Here is a 15,930-nt window from a genome sequence, read left to right as displayed (position 1 = left end):
CTCGAGGTCGGTGGCGTGGTCAGGTGATGGTGCTGGTTGCCAAGTCGGAGAACTGCCTGCGGAGTTCTCTCTTGAGTATCTTGCCAGCCGGGGACACGGGCATTTGCTCGACGATGGTGATACTTCGCGGAGACTTGTAGCCGGCAATCAGCGTCTTCGAGTGTGCGCGGACTTCTTCGCACGTCAGAGACACCCCGGGACGCACGACCAGGACCGCGTGGACTCGTTCGCCGTACTGATCGTCGGGTACGCCGATCACAGCGCAGCTGATTACGTCCGGATGTGTGGCCAGAGCGTTTTCGACCTCCGTCGAATAGATGTTCTCGCCACCCGAGATGATCATGTCCTTGAGCCGATCCACGACGAAGAGATACCCGGCTTCGTCCATGTAGCCTCCGTCGCCGGTGTACAGCCAACCGTCGCGCAATGCCGATCGTGTTTCTTCCGGCCGATTCCAGTAGCCGCACATGATGTTGCCGCCGCGGGCGATGATTTCGCCGACCTCACCGCGAGGAAGCTCGTTGCCGTTCTCGTCGACCACCTGAATCTCGACGTGTCCCATCGGCCGACCGGCAGATTTCAGGCGGGTCGCGTCGACGTGATCTTCTGCGCTCAGGCTGGTGAGTCCGGGTCCGGCCTCGGTCATGCCGTACCCCTGCATGAAGGCTGCCTGCGGAAAAGCCTGTTGCGCTTGCCGAAGCAAGGTTTCGGAGATCGGGGAAGCACCGTACTGCACGGCCAGGATGCTGGACAGGTCCCGGTTCGTCCGGTCCGGATGACGAATCAGCATTTGAATCATCGTGGGTACCAACAGCATCGACGTAACTTTGTGCTGCTCGATCAAGCGCAGTGCGGTGGCCGGTTCGAAACTTGGCTGAATCACCAACGTCGCCCCGACAGTGTTACGGCCGATCCAATTTGCCAGCGACGCAAGATGAAACATCGGGGCGGTGATCAGAGCCAGGCCGTCGGTACCAGGCGTTCTGTTACTGGCCACTGCGCCGAGGCTCGACGTCACGAGGTTGGCGTGGGTGAGCATGACCCCCTTGGGGTGACCGCTGGTTCCGCCGGTATAGAAGATTCCGGCCAGGGTGTCACCGCCGAGTCGCAGGTCCGGTGTGGGTTCGCTCGAGGCGATCAGATTCTCGTAGTCGAGAGCGCCGGCCGGCGTCGGCAGTTCGCCGGCATGTATCACTACGGCGAGCTGTGGGAACAACACCCGTACCTCGTCGAGTAGCGGCAGAAAGGTGTCGTCGACGACCAGCACTCGTGTATCGGAATCGTCCAGCGCAAAAGCGATCTCGGCAGCGCTCCATCTGGTGTTGAGCGGATTGACCGCGCCTCCCATCCACCAGGTGGCAAAGAAGTACTCGTGATAGCGGTCGGAGTTGAGCGACAGTATCGCGACGCGATCGCCTACCTGCACACCGAGGTCACGGAAAGCGCCCGCAAGACGGGTTACTCTCCCGCCGACCTCGGCGCAGGTGCGGAAACGGTCCCCACATACGGTCATGGGCTGGTCAGGGCGTTGCTGCATTGATCGTTGCAGAGACTGAGTCAAGTACATGGGGACCGCTCCTTTCGGGAAACGTGAGGTCAGCGACTGCCGCCGTCGCACACCAGGCATTGGCCGCTGACGTAGTCGGTTTCGGGCAGGCAGAGCGCAAATACCGCGCCGGCCGCTTCGTCCGGACGTCCGGCGCGGCCCAGTGGGATGGTCCGCTCGGCTGCCGCCAGGAGCTGCGGGTTGACGCCGACTTTGATCTCGCGACCCTCGACGTCGATGGTCGAGTTACCGTCCGCCGACGCTTCCGTCAGGCGGGTGTTGATCAGACCGTATGCAACGGCATTGACGTTGACCTTGTAACGACCCCACTCACGCGCAAGGGTCTTGCTCAAGCCGATGATGCCGGCCTTGGCGGCTGCGTAGTTGGACTGTCCGGCATTGCCCACCACTCCGGCGTTGGACGAGATGTTGACGACCTTGCGGTGGTAGTCGGTGGGATTGGCCTTGATGTAGGGCTGAGCGGCGCGCAGGATCTGGAACGGTGCCTTCAGATGCAGATCGAGAATCGTGTCCCACTGCTCGTCGGTCATCTTCTGGATGACGTTGTCCCAGGTGAACCCGGCATTGTTGACGATGATGTCGAGGCCGCCGAAGGTATCGATTGCGGTGTTGACGAATCGATCCGCAAAACCTTCTTCGGTGACCGAACCGACGCACGCCACTGCCTTGCCACCGGCCGCGATGATCTCCTCGACCGTCTCCTTGGCCGGGCCCGGATCAAGATCGTTGACTACGACGCTCGCGCCTTCCGCGGCGAACTTCATGGCGATGGCGCGGCCGATACCGCGGCCGGATCCGGTGACGAGTGCTGTCCTGTTGTCGAGCTTGCCCATGTCGGGGTTCCTTTCGGTAGAGAGAGTTTTCAAGCGGCTACGACGGCGTCGCCGCGCAGGGTGACGGTGCCGTCGGAGAGAGTGACAGCAATATCGAGATGGGCCAGGCCGTCCTCGACCTTGGTGACGGTCCCGGTGCACGTCGGCTTGGCGTGCAGCGGTGTGATGGAGGCAAAGCGAACACTGTAGGTGCGGATGCGTTCCTGCGGAACGTAATTGGTCAGCAATCGACCGAGGTAGGCCATCGAGAGCATGCCGTGTGCGAACACGTCGTCCATTCCGCCGGAACGAGCGACGTCGAGATCGATGTGCATCGGGTTGTGGTCACCCGAAGCGCCGGCGTAGAGCGCGAGAGTGGTGCGACTGATCTCGGGCAATTCCAGGGAGGGAAGAACGTCTCCTGTTTTCATTTCTGCGCCTTAGGGTTTCGAACGACCAGGGTGTTGGTGAGGCGGGCGATCAACTCGCCGTCGCGGGTGACCTCGGCGGTCCGGACAAGGAAGTCCAAGGCGCCGTTCTTCTTCGAGTACACGTCCGTGACCTTGCCGTTGTAGGCAAGTGTGTCGCCGGCATAGGCGAGTGCGTGATATTCGAAGGACTGCTCGCCGTGCAGGACGTACCTCATGTCGATTTTCAGCGATCGGACCAGGGCAAACGGGTCCGGTTTTTCCATGTCGAGGCAAAACAGGAATGTCGGCGGTACCACCAGGTCACGATGCCCCGCAGCCTTGGCGGCCTCGACGTCTCCGTAGATCGGGTTGGTCTCACCGATGGCCTGGGCGAAGAAGCGCAGGCGTCCGCGCTCGACCAGTGCCTCGTGGCCCGGGATGATCGTTCCGACGACGGACGGATCGAGCGCCATGTCAGCCCACCTTCTTGAAGATGCTGACCACACACGCACCGCCGAGTCCGAGGTTGTGCTGCAGTCCGATTCGTGCTCCTTCGACCTGCCGCTTGCCGGCCTGACCGCGCAGTTGCCAGACCAGTTCGGCGCACTGGGCAAGACCGGTGGCGCCGAGGGGGTGGCCCTTTGACAGCAGGCCTCCCGACGGGTTGGTGACTACTCGTCCGCCGTAGGTGTTGTCGCCGTCCAGGATGAACTTCTCGGCAGTACCTTCGGGCGTGAGGCCAAGACCTTCGTACGTGATGAGTTCGTTGGCGGAGAAGCAGTCGTGCAGTTCCACGACCTGAACGTCCTCAGGTCCGATGCCGGCGGCTTCGTAAACCTGCGAGGCTGCGGCAGCCGTCATGTCGTAGCCGACGACCTTCATCATGTCGCGGTCCTCGAAAGTGCTTGGTGTATCGGTGGTCAGGGCCTGTGCCTCGATCACTACGTCAGCCGCCAGCCCGTGCTTGCGGGCGAACTCTTCGCTGCAGACGACAGCGGCAGCGGCACCACAGGTGGGTGGGCAGCATTGGTAACGAGTGAGCGGGCCGAAGATGTGCGGTGACTCCAGTACCTGCTCTTCGGTGAGAAGATCACGGAAGACCGCGTTGGGATTGTTGGCCGCGTGCTTACGTGCCTTGACCGAGATCTTTGCGAAGGTCTCGGGCTTGGTGCCGTACTTCTCCATGTGCGAAAGTCCTGCGCCACCGAACATCTGGGCTGCGCGCGGTGCGTCGTGGACGCCTTGGATCTCGGTCATCAGATCGTCGAAACGGTACATCGGGGCAGGGCGGTCGTCCCAAACTCGCTTGAGCGCACCGGGTTTCATCTGCTCGAAGCCGACAGCCAATGCGCATTCGACGGCGCCACTCGCGACGGCTTGGCGTGCGAGGAAAAGGGCCGACGAGCCTGTGGCGCAGTTGTTGTTGACGTTGATGACCGGGATTCCGGTGAGCCCGAGACCGTAGACGGCGGCCTGTCCGGCAGTGGAATCGCCGTAAACGTAGCCGGCATAGGCCTGCTGGACCAGCGAGTAGTCGATACCGGCGTCGTCGAGGGCGGCACGGGCGGCCGTCTCTCCCATGACGTTGTAGTTCTCACTCTTGCCCGGCTTGGTGAACGGGATCATTCCCACTCCGGCAACATGGACTTTTCTGGTCACGATTGTCTCCTAAATGATCGGATGAAGATTTACTTAACACCACGATTCGAGTTTTGTCTACTGGGTCACAATGCGTATTTACGAGGGACTTTCGTCGCGATATCCGGCAGATTTTCGACGAAGGTGGACAATTTCACGAGGCTATTGCGTCGGAGTATCGATTGATGATTTACTTTCTGGGCGGCAAGGTGGCGTGCGTCACAGAGTAGGTGCCCGGCGGTTGAATCGACCACGAATCGACCACATCGGGTTCGCACCGGACCGGTCTCCGAGTCCCGCATCCAGTACTTCGGTGCTGAGATCAGTTCACCCAGCTTCTGTTTCGCATTGCGCTCACTCCGTGGCGCAGTTGTCGCACTTGCCTGAGAGGATCGATGAGAATGACGTTGAGCAAGCCGGCTCTTCCCACCGCCGCACCACCGCGAGAAGTAGGGGAATCCCGAGTGCGGGCGTGGGGGCTCACCGGAGTTCTCGTTCTCCTTGTCGTCGTCAACTGGGCTGACAAGGCAGTCTTCGGCCTGGTTGCACAGCCGCTGGCCAAGGAATTCGGGCTGACCTCTGCACAGATCGGACTGGTCGGCAGTGCATTCTTCCTGGCCTTCACCGTCGGTGGCTTCTTTGCCGGGGTACTGCACAAGTGGATGTCGCTGCGGTGGTTGCTGGTTCTGCTCTCACTGGGGTGGGCAGCGTCGATGATCCCGCTCGTCGTGGTTGCCGGTTTCGGCATGCTTCTGTTCACGCGCATGATGCTCGGATTCTTCGAGGGACCAGCGGGTGCGCTGGTTCACACGGGTGTCTACTCGTGGCATCCTGCGGAAAAGCGTGGTCTGCCAGGAGCTTTCCTGGCTTCCGGTGCCTCTATCGCGAAGATCGCGATCGCGCCGCTGATGGCCTTGGCTGTAGCCAGTTGGGGGTGGCGAGCAACGTTCGTCATCCTTGCCGGGGTCGGCGTGGTCTGGTGCGTCCTGTGGTTGTTCACCTGGAAAGAGGGGCCGTACATGCAGCGGCCGGTCAGGAAGTCCGAGCGGGAGACCACAACGGCCACAGACTCGGTGGTTGTCGCCAAGGTGCCGCTGACGAAGATCTTCTTCACGCCGACATTCCTCGGTGCGCTTGCCGCGGTGTTCACCATGTACGCTCTCATCACGGTGGTGCTCACGTGGCTGCCGTCGTACTTCGAAGTGGGACTTGGATACTCGCGGGTTCAGGCGGGAACCATGTTCGGCATTCCCAGCATCGCGGGACTGTTCTTCATGTTCCTGTGCACGTCGATCAGTGACAGGCTGATGGCGCGGGGTGCCAGCTCTCGGATCCTGCGCGGCATCGTTCCCGGAATTGCCCTGCTGATCTGTGGGCTCGCCCTGGTCACCATGCCGTTCATCAAGACTCCGATCGTTGCGGTGCTCGTGGTATCAGTGGGTTACGGCATCGGGACGGTCATCATTCCGCAGTTCAACGCAGCGATCTCCGAAATCTGCCCACCACAGCAAATGGCCTCGGTACTGGGTGTTTTCATGGCTCTGATGGCCACCGGCGGTCTGATCGCTCCCTACCTCACCGGCGTCATCGTCGACAGCGCCGCAACCCCGGCCGAGGGATACGCCACCGCATTCCAGATCTTCGGAATCGCGACTGTCATCGGTGCCGTCATCGCGCTCTGCGCCGTCAACGCCACCCGCGATCGGGTGCGAATCCTCGGCTGAGCACTACTCACTTTCATTTCACAATATCCAGGAGAAACAATGCAGCGCACAGTATTCAACGAAGAGCACGAGGATTTCCGCAAGGTCATCCGTAGCTTCATCGAAGCCGAGGTAGTGCCCAACTTCTCCGACTGGGAGCGCGAGGGCATGGTGCCCCGCGACTTCTATCGCCAGCTCGGCAAGCTCGGCGTTCTCGGAATGACGGTTCCCGTGCAGTACGGCGGAGCGGGTGAAACAAGCTTCAAGTTCCAGGCTGCCCTGACCGAAGAGACGGCTCGTGCGGCAGTCAGCTTTGGCGCATTCGGTGTACACACCGGCCTGGTCCTGCCATACATCCTGACCTACGGAACCGAAGAGCAGAAGCAGCGTTGGCTGCCCGATTTCATCAGTGGCGACATGATGACTGCCATCGCGATGACCGAACCGGGCACCGGCTCGGACCTGGCGGGCATCAAGACCACGGCCAAACGGTCCGAGGACGGCACTCACTATGTTCTCAACGGCGCAAAGACATTCATCACCGGCGGCGTTCAGGCCGATCGGGTTCTCGTGATCTGCCGAACGTCACCGCCGACGGTAGAGAATCGTCGCGCCGGGTTGAGCATCCTCGCAGTGGACACGTCGAGCGAAGGCTACGAGGTCGGTCGCAAGCTCGAGAAGATTGGCATGCGCACTTCGGACACGGCAGAGCTTTCCTTCACCGACGTACGGGTGCCGGCCGAGGATCTACTCGGTGAGGAGGGGGCTGCCTTCGGCTACCTGGCCAACAACCTTCCGCAAGAGCGACTGATGATCGCAGTCACCCAGACTGCGGCGGCCGTCGGAGCCATCGACTTCGCCTCTGCCTACGTGCGTGACCGCAAGGTGTTCGGCCAGGCGGTGGCGGAGTTCCAGAACACCAAGTTCGTCATCGCCGAGTGCATCGCCAAGGTGGAGGCTGCTCAGTGCATGGTCGACCGGGCTCTGGAATTACACGAGACCGGCGACCTCAGTGTTGCCGACGCCGCCAAGGCAAAGCTGTTCTGCACCGAGACGGCAGCCGAGGTCATCGACAAGTGCTTGCAGCTTCACGGGGGCTACGGCTACATGCTGGAATACCCCATCGCGCGTCTGTACGCGGACACCCGTGTGTCGCGCATCTACGGCGGAACCAACGAAGTGATGAAGACGATCATCGCCAAAGCGGCCGGGTTCTGAACGAATCGAGGGAAACCATGGCAGAGCTTCTCTACGACGTCGATGACGGTGTCGCCACGATGACTCTGAACCGACCGGATCGACGCAACGCGATTACGTACACGCTGCTCACCGAGCTGCAGAACGCGCTTACGTCGGCCGCCGGTGACGAGGCCGTGAGAGTCGTCGTGCTCACGGGCGCTGGAGGGAACTTTTCGGTCGGTCGCGATCAGTCCGGTGATCGGTCGAGCCGTGTAGTGCGGGGTGATTCACAGCAAGAGGATCGCACTCGCTTGCTTGATGTTTCACGGGTGATACCAACTTTGGTGCAGCATCCCAAGCCTACGGTGGCGGTGATTCGCGGTGGCTGTGCGGGCGCCGGCTTGAGTCTCGCTCTGGCGTGCGATCTTCGCTATGCCGGAGCCGATGCGATGTTCAACACGGCCTTCCTGGGGGCTGGAATGTCCGGTGACATGGGAATGGCGTGGTTGCTGACCCGCGCAGCGGGCACATCGAAGGCGCGGGAATTGATGCTGCTGTCCGAACGAATCAAAGCTGATCGCGCTGCCTCGTTCGGAATGATTCACGAGGCTTTCGCCGAAGAATCGCTGGAAGCGAGGACTACGGAAATTGTTCAGCGGCTCTCTGTTTCGGCACCGTTGGCAGTGCGTGGTGCAAAGCTGAACCTCGATTCGGCGATGTCGCGGCCGCTGTCCGAATTCTTGATGGACGAAGCCGACCGGCTGATCACGTGCGCGTATTCCGAAGACGTGGAGGAAGCGCGCTCGGCATTCCTCGAGAAACGAGTACCGCACTTCACGGGCCGCTGAAAAGAACTGGAACACATTGTTATCGGGATCAGGAGAGTGAACGAGAATGTACTTGACTCAGGGTTTACATCGGTCGGTCCAGCGTGAACCCGACGCGATCGCCGTCGTTGACGGGCAGCGCCAGTTGACGTTCGCTCAACTGGAGAGTCGCGTTGCGCGATTGGCCGGTATGTTCACGTCGTACGGGCTCGACCGAGGTGACCGGGTAGGGATACTGGCCACGAACTGTCTCGAGTATGTCGAATACTCCTTCGCCTGTGCCTGGGCGTCGATGGTCGCGTCCCCGGTGAACAACCGCTGGAGTCCCGACGAGATGGCATTTCACATCGAAGACGCCGGAATCACAGTGCTTCTCGTGGACGGACCGCGCCTGGCCGCTGCGCTGGAACTGCGTGAACGGTGCGCTGTACTGGAGACCGTGATCGTATTCGGTGCGGCGGATCTGCCCGGCGATACGGTCGACTACGACTCTGCTTTGGCGCTGCACGGTCCGATTCCCGATACTCATGCAGATCCCGATGCATTGGCGCTGCTCATGTACACCGGCGGAACTACAGGCCGCCCCAAAGGTGTCATGCTGAGCGCAGGCCAGATCCTGACATCGGTGCTCGGAGTCCTTGCCGGTAGTGGTGAGCCGAATCTGCCAGGCCGCTCCCTGCACGTGGCGCCCCTGTTCCACCTCGCAGCCTTCGCCGGTTTGGTCCAGGCCTCGGTTACCGGATCCGTGCACGTTTTGATGGGGGACTTCACCGTCGAGAAACTCGTCGAAACCATTGCAGAGAAAGAAGTTACACAATCTCTGCTCGTGCCGACAATGGTGCAAGCGATGCTCGAATACGCTGATCGGACAGGTCTGCCGATCGACAGTCTCACCTCGATCACCTACGGCGCATCGCCGATGCCCGAACCACTGGTTCGGCGCTTGATCGAACGATCACCTGATCTTCGACTGCGCCAGGGCTACGGAATGACCGAGTTGGCCCCGGCAGCAACACTTCTCCGCGACGACGACCACCGCAATCCTGATCACCCGGAACGACTTCGATCAGTGGGACGTGCTGCGCCACATACCGAGGTGCGGATTGTCGACGCAACCGGCACAGAGCTTCCGCGCGGCGATATCGGTGAGGTCGTCGTGCGGGGTTCGAACGTCATGATGGGTTATTGGAACAACGAGGCGGAGACGGCGCACGCGGTGCGCAGTGGATGGATGCATACCGGTGACCTCGGCTTCATGGACGAGCATGGCTACGTGTTTCTCGTAGACCGACTCAAGGACATGATCATCTCGGGCGGCGAGAACGTCTACAGTGCCGAAGTCGAAGCCGCCCTGTCCCAGCATCCCGGTGTAAGCAGTTGCGCGGTCATCGGAGTACCCGACGACAAATGGGGAGAACGCGTCCATGCAGTGGTGGTGCGCACACCTGAAAACAATTCGAGCGGTGATGAACTCCGAGATTTTGTCGGTGAGCGTATAGCTCGGTACAAGGCGCCGCGGTCGGTCGATTTTGTCGAGGCACTCCCGCTGTCGCCGGTAGGGAAGATCCTCAAGCGCACTCTGCGTGAGACCTACCGGTGACACAGCCATCTTCCCAACATGCTTCCAGGAGTAGAACCGTGATCGACCCACAGATTCGCGACCTCGATTTCGACGCCTACCGGCAGGTGATCCGCGACTTCACCGACAATGAGCTCATTCCTCGTGAGAACGAAATGGTCTCTGCTGGTGAGGTTCCCGCCGACCTCGTGACAAGGATGGCCGAGGTCGGACTATTCGGCATCACGCTTCCGAGGAGCGTCGGCGGATTGGGGTGGACCGTCGAACAGCAGGTGCTGCTGACTTTCGAGTTCACCCGGTCATCGGCGGTGTACCGTTCCCGATTCTCGACCAGTATCGGACTGGCTTCGCAGATCCTCCTCGAATACGGCACCGACGCTCAGCGTGAACAGTATCTACCGGCGATGGCGGCGGGGGAGTGCGTCATGGCGTTTGCTCTCACCGAGGAGCAGGCGGGTAGTGACGCCTCCGCCGTGCGCGCCACCGCTACCCACACCCCGGACGGCTACGTCATCAACGGTGAGAAGCGCTTCATCACCAACGGAGCGTGGGCTGATGTTCTGGTGGTGTTCGCCCGCACCGCGGACGGCGAGATTTCATCCTTCCTCGTAGATCGGGAATCGCCGGGGGTACAGACCCGGGTGCCTGAATTGATGAACGGTCATGCCGAAGGCCCAGTCGCCGAGATCAGCTTGCGTGACGTTGTGGTGAGCGCCGACCGGTTGATCGGCGGTGCAACAGGTTTGGGGATGATTCACGCGATGCGCGGAATCAACCAGGCTCGCACCCACGTTGCCGCGACCGCAGTCGGTCAGGCGACTCGGATGCTCGCGGAGGCAATGAAATACGCGGGTTCTCGTGAGCAGTTCGACCAACCTTTGGCCGAGTTCGGTGCCGTGCAGGCGATGCTCGGACGCAGCTATGCGGAACTCGAGGCAGGACGAGCGATGATTCTCGACTGCGCCCGTGAGTTCGACCGCGGAACGCCGCCGCGTCATCGGATTGCCGCGGCAAAGCTGTACTGCACCGAGATGGCGTCGGTGGTCGGGGACCGGGCGGTGCAGGTGCTCGGCGGGGTCGGCATCGTCGGCAATCACCCGGTACCGCGTATGTGGCGGGATGTGCGTGCCTTGCGAATCTACGAGGGCGCCTCCCAGATTCACGAACGCAACCTCGCCCGGGCGCTGCCGTCATTGCTCGGCTGAAACCCGTACTTACACAAATATTTCGAGACGAGAAAAAACCGAGGGACAATCATGGGTACCACCACAGGCCGCGGACCGCTCGCCGGACTTCGCGTCGTAGAGCTTGCCGGAATCGGTCCAGGTCCCCACGCAGCGACGTTGCTCGCTGATCTCGGCGCTGACGTCGTCCGTGTTCAGCGCGCCGGTCGGATCCCCGGTCCCGGTCAGCCACGGGATCAGACCCAGCGTGGGCGTCGTATCTGCGAGGTGGACCTCAAGGACCCTGCCGGCGTCGACATCGTTCTGGGATTGATCGAGCGTGCGGACGTGCTCATCGAGGGTTTCCGTCCCGGGGTCACCGAGCGGCTCGGTCTCGGCCCGGATGTTGCGCTGGAACGGAATCCGGCCCTGGTGTACGGCCGGATGACAGGATGGGGTCAGGAGGGGCCGCTGTCGCAGGTTGCCGGACATGATATCAACTACATCTCGCTGACCGGTGTCCTACACGCGATCGGTCGTGCCGGTGAGCGTCCGGTTCCCCCGCTGAACATGGTGGGGGACTTCGGTGGTGGCTCGATGTTTCTGTTGTTCGGAATACTTGCCGCGCTCTTCGAGCGACAGAAGTCCGGGCAGGGTCAGGTTGTGGATGCCGCCATGGTCGACGGGACGCTGGCGCTGTCACACATGATGTGGAGTTTCCGCGGTCTCGGACGCTGGTCTGACGAACGCGGTGTGAACATGCTCGACACCGGCGCCCCGTACTACGACACTTACGAGACATCCGACGGCAGATACATGGCAGTCGGTGCCGTCGAACCACAGTTCTATGCACTACTTCTGGCCGGTTTGGGACTTGATCCCGCGACGTTGCCGAGCCAGAACGACAAGAGTGCATGGCCGCACACGAAGAAGGTGTTTGCCGATGTGTTCGCGTCCAAGACACGCGACGAGTGGGCGGCGATCTTCGACGGCACCGATGCATGCACGACACCGGTTCTGACGTTTGCGGAAGCCTCATCCAATCCCCATGTTGCCCAGCGTGGTTCGCTCGTGGAACTGGACGGGGTCACTCAGCATCGTCCGGCGCCGCGATTTTCCCGCTCCGATCCGGGTCTGCCGTCGGCCCCTGCCGCTGAAGCCGTTGACGCAGGGACGTTGTGGACGTGACGCTCACCGAATCTCGAGAACTCGAGTCCTTCGATCTACACACGTTGCTGAGCCTGGACGACGTCGGACCCGACAGATTCCATGGGTACTGCCACGCTGGCTCTCCCGGGCGCATCTTCGGCGGGCATCTCGCGGCACAGGGCTTGACCGCCGCTGGTCGGACAGTGCCTGCGACTGCGGTGGTGCATTCCCTTCACGGATACTTCCTCAGCTCAGGCGATCCGCGGCAGCCCATCACCTACGAAGTCGGTCGTCTTCGTGACGGACGTACGTACTGGTCCCGTCAGGTCACTGCCCTGCAACTGGCCACGCCGATCTTCACACTGTCCGTGTCCTTCAAACTTCCGGAGGACAGCACCGATCGACAGGGGGAGATGCCCGTCGTACCTGCTCCGGAGGACCTTCCCGATCCATACGAGCGCTGGGCGAGTGCGCGCGCCGACGAGTTCCGCGACAACAAGACACATCGTGCGATGGACATGAGATTCGTTGCCGACGAGGGTGAGCGCGAGCGGGGGTCGGTCGCACAGTCGGTGTGGTTCAAACCGAATCACGCTTTTCCTGACGAACCGTTGTTCCACGCTGGTGTGCTCACCTACGCGTCGGACTTGTCCTTGGCATCGACGGCCTCACTCGACATCCAGCCCCACCGGTCGTTGATGGTCGGACCTTCGCGAGTGCTGATGGCGTCACTCGACCACGCGATCTGGTTTCACCGACCCTTCCGGGCCGACGAGTGGATGCTCTTCGCTCAGGAAAGCAACTCCGCCACTGACGGTCGGGGATTCTCGGCGGGCCACTTCTGGACACGCGACGGCGTCTTGGCTGCAACCGTCGCCCAGGAGTCCCTCTTGCGGAGAGTTGACGGGCCACCGTGGCCTCGGGCCTAGGATGAAGCAATGCCTGGGAAGAGTGAAGCCGAGCACCAACCACGCGTCTGTGACGCGGCGTTGGCTCGCGCTTTCAGCTTTCTCGGCAAACGCTGGAACGGTGTGATCCTGGCGACGCTCCTCGGTGGTCCGGCGGGATTTGCGGAACTCAAGCGTGCAGTCGGCAAGATCAGCGACTCCGTGCTCTCGGACCGATTGACCGAACTGGCTGGTGCGGGCCTGGTCACGCGGACCGTCGACGCCGGCCCGCCCATCGCTGTGGAGTACGAACTCACGGCGTCGGGGCAGGCGCTGCTCCCCGCTCTCAGTGAACTGACAACGTGGGCCGCCGAAAACCTGCCACCCGAGAGTTGCCCGAACTGACCTATTGCGTGTGAACAGTCTTGTGAGATTCGTACCAGGTGTCACCTGCCGGTTCTCCCGCCAAGTTCCAACTCCACGAGACTGTCGGCGTGATGCGTGAATAGATTCCGGGACCGACCATTCCTACCCTTTCGATCGGCCGCTCAGCGACTCCGTAGATCCTGATCCCGCGCGCGACAAACGGCTCGAATGACGGCATGTCGTCGATGACGAGGGCTACTTCGAGTTGTCCTGACCCGATATTGCGGAACTTCCTGGTTTTCAGGACACTCTGGCCGCCCCCGCCGATCCAGAAGTGGGCCCCGTCGTATTCGAAGGCCAATGGAACGACGTCTGGTTGCCCGTGCGGTGAGAGCGTCGCAACGCGCGCCAGTGGCTGCGACTGCATGTATGCGATTTCTTCTTCCGTGAATGCCATCTGTTCTCCTTCGGGGACGAAACACGTACGCAACGTAGATGCAACGTAATCAAAACTAGTGTTCTGGATCACACAGTGTTCGTGTGGTCGAGAGGCCTTTGGTCACGAATCTGTGGGCAGAACGGGTCCTGGTTCGCTACCGGTGGTGGATGAGGACAAGGTTCCGCGGGTTGAGCACACAGCTCGCGGAACCGCCCCACCACACGCCCCGACGAGGGCACCGGCCGACAGGAGTTCAGGTGTCCGTAGTTGCGGAAGTCTCGGCGATCGATTTCGCGGAGACCGAATTCGATTGGGCGCAGCGATCGACGCGGATTCGTGAAGTCGACCCACTCGTTCCGGGGCCACCATCCTTGGCGATGTGTCTGAGCGAGCCGACGCGCGGACTGGTCGACATCGCTTCACTGCTTCTCGCGGCTCCTTGGTTGCTTCGATCGCCGCGTGGGGACGGGCATCCGGTCCTCGTTCTCCCCGGATTGCTGACTTCGGACGTGTCGACTCTCGCCTTGAGGACGTACCTGAGCTTTCTCGGATACCGGGTTCACGGTTGGAATCTGGGTCTGAACACCGGTCCGACGGCGACGGTGGTCGACGGATTGCCTGCCGCATTGGCCGAGGTAGCAGATCGATACGAGCAGAAGGTGTCGGTGATCGGCTGGAGTTTGGGCGGTATCTACGCCCGAAAGCTGGCGAGGGATCTGCCGGATTCGGTACGTCAGGTAGTGACACTCGGAAGTCCTTTCGGTCTCACCAGTCTGGAGCAGACGAGAGTCGGATCTCTCTACGCTCGCTTGTCCGGTAATCACGCGATACTGCCTCCGGTCGACGGCATCGAATCCGAACAGGGATCGCCTATTTCCGTTCCTGCCACGTCGGTCTACTCCAGGCACGACGGTATCGTTCCATGGCAAGCGTGCTGTGAAACCTCGGCAGGCCTGTCGGAAAGCATTGCGGTGCAAGGCAGTCACATGGGGCTGACCCACAACCCGTCGGCGTTGTGGACGGTTGCCGATCGTCTGGCGCAGGACGTGGACAACTGGCAACCTTTTGCGGCTCCGAAACGGCTTCGACGCATGTTTCCCTGCTGAGGTACGAGGCTGGGGTTCGAGGCTGGGGTGTGGGGGAGAACCCTGAGTCCGACGCGGGGACGGACTCGTACCTGAGGACACACCGCGTCGGAAAAGATGGGTCCATGGCCTGATGCGCACAGGTGGATCGGCGGCGGATAGTGGAGGTCGACGCGGATGAACCGCGAGTTCCGTTGAAAGGAAACAGCACATGACCTCCCCGATGAAGACCCGCAAGCTCACCCGCGCCCGCTCGGGAGCAATGTTCGGTGGGGTGTGCGCCGGAATCGCTCGATACTTCGGTTGGAAGTCGTCGACTGTCCGCTTGCTGTTCGTGCTCTCGTGCCTGCTGCCCGGCCCGCAGTTTCTGATCTACATCGTGATGTGGATTTTCATTCCTCGTGAGCAGATCTGACCGAACCGCTCAACGGCGGCGGTCTTTCAGGCATTGCTTGGCCTCGTGCAATTCCTCCGAACTCAGTGGAGGAAGGGGGAGTGCGTCACGGTGCAACCCCTCCGTGCGTAGACCGTCGAGCATCACCGAGAGGTATCGACGCCACACGGTCGGGTTGACGGGCTGAGCAAATTCGGTGACTGCGCCCACCATGAAGATGAGGCCGAACAGGTCCGTCGGTACGGCGTCGGGGCGCAGCATCCCGGCCTCCTGGGCCCGGTAGAAGATCCTCTCGACCGACGGTTCGATGATGGATCGTTGGCATGCGACTTGCTCGCATCCCTCGTCGGTTCCATTCAGGACGTCTTTGAGCCCGCGGTTGACCGACATACGGCTGCAGGCGAATTCGGCAAAGGTGACCAGGCCGTCCCACGGATCCGGATTGGCGAGTGACGCGTCCGCGGCCGCCGCCATGTCGGCGAAGTTCTGTTGGAAGACTCCGTCGATCAATTCTTCTTTGCTGGCGAACCGCCGATAGACCGTTCCGACGCCGACACCCGCGCGCCGGGCGACGTCGTCGAGTGTGACGTCGATCCCTTCTTCGGCGAACAATTCACGTGCGGCGTCGATGATCAACTGCCGATTACGTGCAGCATCGGCGCGAAGGGGGCGCTCCATTGCGGTACTCATGTCCCCACTCTACCCGCCAAGTGGAGACAGCCTCTCCGTTTT

General features: G+C 61.5%; 17 protein-coding genes. 10 read left to right on the top strand and 7 right to left on the bottom strand.

Translation table 11 applies throughout. The features are described 5' to 3' along the window. Positions 1–19: 19 nt before the first annotated feature. From FEZ59_RS09355 to FEZ59_RS09335, 5 genes are read right to left on the bottom strand one after another with little or no spacing between them, the layout of a single operon-like run. Positions 20–1,567, bottom strand: coding sequence for a long-chain-fatty-acid--CoA ligase (locus tag FEZ59_RS09355; protein ID WP_172932568.1), 1,548 nt, complete (start codon positions 1,565–1,567; stop codon positions 20–22). Between the two features lie 29 nt (positions 1,568–1,596). Then, on the bottom strand, positions 1,597–2,400 hold the full coding sequence (locus tag FEZ59_RS09350) for an SDR family oxidoreductase (protein WP_020908993.1): 804 nt from the start codon (positions 2,398–2,400) through the stop codon (positions 1,597–1,599). Between the two features lie 29 nt (positions 2,401–2,429). After that, complete coding sequence (locus tag FEZ59_RS09345; RefSeq protein ID WP_020908992.1) at positions 2,430–2,810, bottom strand: MaoC/PaaZ C-terminal domain-containing protein; 381 nt, start codon at positions 2,808–2,810, stop codon at positions 2,430–2,432. Continuing rightward, positions 2,807–3,262: a MaoC family dehydratase N-terminal domain-containing protein gene (locus tag FEZ59_RS09340; protein WP_020970674.1), complete on the bottom strand. Its 456-nt coding sequence runs from the start codon at positions 3,260–3,262 to the stop codon at positions 2,807–2,809. Before FEZ59_RS09340 ends, FEZ59_RS09345 begins: the two co-directional genes overlap by 4 nt. Position 3,263: 1 nt before the next feature. Beyond that, entirely contained in the window at positions 3,264–4,448 is a 1,185-nt protein-coding gene (locus FEZ59_RS09335) for a lipid-transfer protein (protein WP_172932567.1), read from the bottom strand. 380 nt (positions 4,449–4,828) lie between these two features. Here FEZ59_RS09335 and FEZ59_RS09330 point away from each other — a divergent pair, with 380 nt between their 5' ends. Genes FEZ59_RS09330 through FEZ59_RS09295 form a run of 8 tightly spaced genes read left to right on the top strand, consistent with a single transcriptional unit; the run spans position 4,829 to position 13,319 of the window. Beyond that, positions 4,829–6,151, top strand: a complete 1,323-nt coding sequence (locus tag FEZ59_RS09330) for an MFS transporter (RefSeq protein ID WP_202022749.1) — start codon at positions 4,829–4,831, stop codon at positions 6,149–6,151. 39 nt (positions 6,152–6,190) lie between these two features. Further along, on the top strand, positions 6,191–7,348 hold the full coding sequence (locus tag FEZ59_RS09325; protein WP_020970671.1) for an acyl-CoA dehydrogenase family protein: 1,158 nt from the start codon (positions 6,191–6,193) through the stop codon (positions 7,346–7,348). Between the two features lie 17 nt (positions 7,349–7,365). Beyond that, the gene (locus FEZ59_RS09320) at positions 7,366–8,157 is read left to right on the top strand and encodes an enoyl-CoA hydratase-related protein (protein WP_029256164.1); all 792 of its coding nucleotides are present in this window, start codon (positions 7,366–7,368) and stop codon (positions 8,155–8,157) included. A 46-nt stretch (positions 8,158–8,203) separates the two neighbouring features. Then, positions 8,204–9,736 (top strand): long-chain fatty acid--CoA ligase, encoded by a 1,533-nt coding sequence (locus FEZ59_RS09315; RefSeq protein WP_172932566.1) that lies wholly within the window; start codon positions 8,204–8,206, stop codon positions 9,734–9,736. 38 nt (positions 9,737–9,774) lie between these two features. Then, a complete protein-coding gene (locus FEZ59_RS09310) occupies positions 9,775–10,920 on the top strand; it encodes an acyl-CoA dehydrogenase family protein (RefSeq protein WP_172932565.1) in 1,146 nt (381 codons plus the stop codon). 51 nt (positions 10,921–10,971) lie between these two features. Then, positions 10,972–12,066 carry a CaiB/BaiF CoA-transferase family protein gene (locus FEZ59_RS09305; RefSeq protein WP_113682500.1) on the top strand — a complete coding sequence of 365 codons (1,095 nt, stop codon included), beginning with the start codon at positions 10,972–10,974 and terminating at the stop codon, positions 12,064–12,066. Further along, on the top strand, positions 12,063–12,956 hold the full coding sequence (locus FEZ59_RS09300; RefSeq protein ID WP_172932564.1) for an acyl-CoA thioesterase domain-containing protein: 894 nt from the start codon (positions 12,063–12,065) through the stop codon (positions 12,954–12,956). Before FEZ59_RS09305 ends, FEZ59_RS09300 begins: the two co-directional genes overlap by 4 nt. A 9-nt stretch (positions 12,957–12,965) precedes the next feature. Continuing rightward, positions 12,966–13,319 carry a helix-turn-helix domain-containing protein gene (locus FEZ59_RS09295; protein WP_019745158.1) on the top strand — a complete coding sequence of 118 codons (354 nt, stop codon included), beginning with the start codon at positions 12,966–12,968 and terminating at the stop codon, positions 13,317–13,319. Between the two features lies 1 nt (position 13,320). On the opposite strand, the gene FEZ59_RS09290 is transcribed toward FEZ59_RS09295, so the two are convergent. Next, positions 13,321–13,737, bottom strand: coding sequence for a PPOX class F420-dependent oxidoreductase (locus FEZ59_RS09290; RefSeq protein ID WP_019745157.1), 417 nt, complete (start codon positions 13,735–13,737; stop codon positions 13,321–13,323). A gap of 239 nt (positions 13,738–13,976) precedes the next feature. On the opposite strand from FEZ59_RS09290, the gene FEZ59_RS09285 reads away from it, so the two are divergent. Further along, positions 13,977–14,825: an alpha/beta hydrolase gene (locus FEZ59_RS09285; protein ID WP_069145660.1), complete on the top strand. Its 849-nt coding sequence runs from the start codon at positions 13,977–13,979 to the stop codon at positions 14,823–14,825. A 190-nt stretch (positions 14,826–15,015) separates the two neighbouring features. After that, entirely contained in the window at positions 15,016–15,219 is a 204-nt protein-coding gene (locus tag FEZ59_RS09280) for a PspC domain-containing protein (RefSeq protein WP_019745155.1), read from the top strand. A gap of 9 nt (positions 15,220–15,228) precedes the next feature. Here the strand turns inward: FEZ59_RS09280 and FEZ59_RS09275 are convergent, their stop codons facing one another. Next, a complete protein-coding gene (locus tag FEZ59_RS09275) occupies positions 15,229–15,888 on the bottom strand; it encodes a TetR/AcrR family transcriptional regulator (RefSeq protein ID WP_019745154.1) in 660 nt (219 codons plus the stop codon). Between the last annotated feature and the right edge of the window lie 42 nt (positions 15,889–15,930).

This window comes from Rhodococcus sp. MS13 (assembly GCF_013277835.1).
Taxonomy (GTDB): domain Bacteria; phylum Actinomycetota; class Actinomycetes; order Mycobacteriales; family Mycobacteriaceae; genus Rhodococcus_F; species Rhodococcus_F erythropolis.
This window is presented reverse-complemented; position numbering and strand designations above follow the sequence as displayed.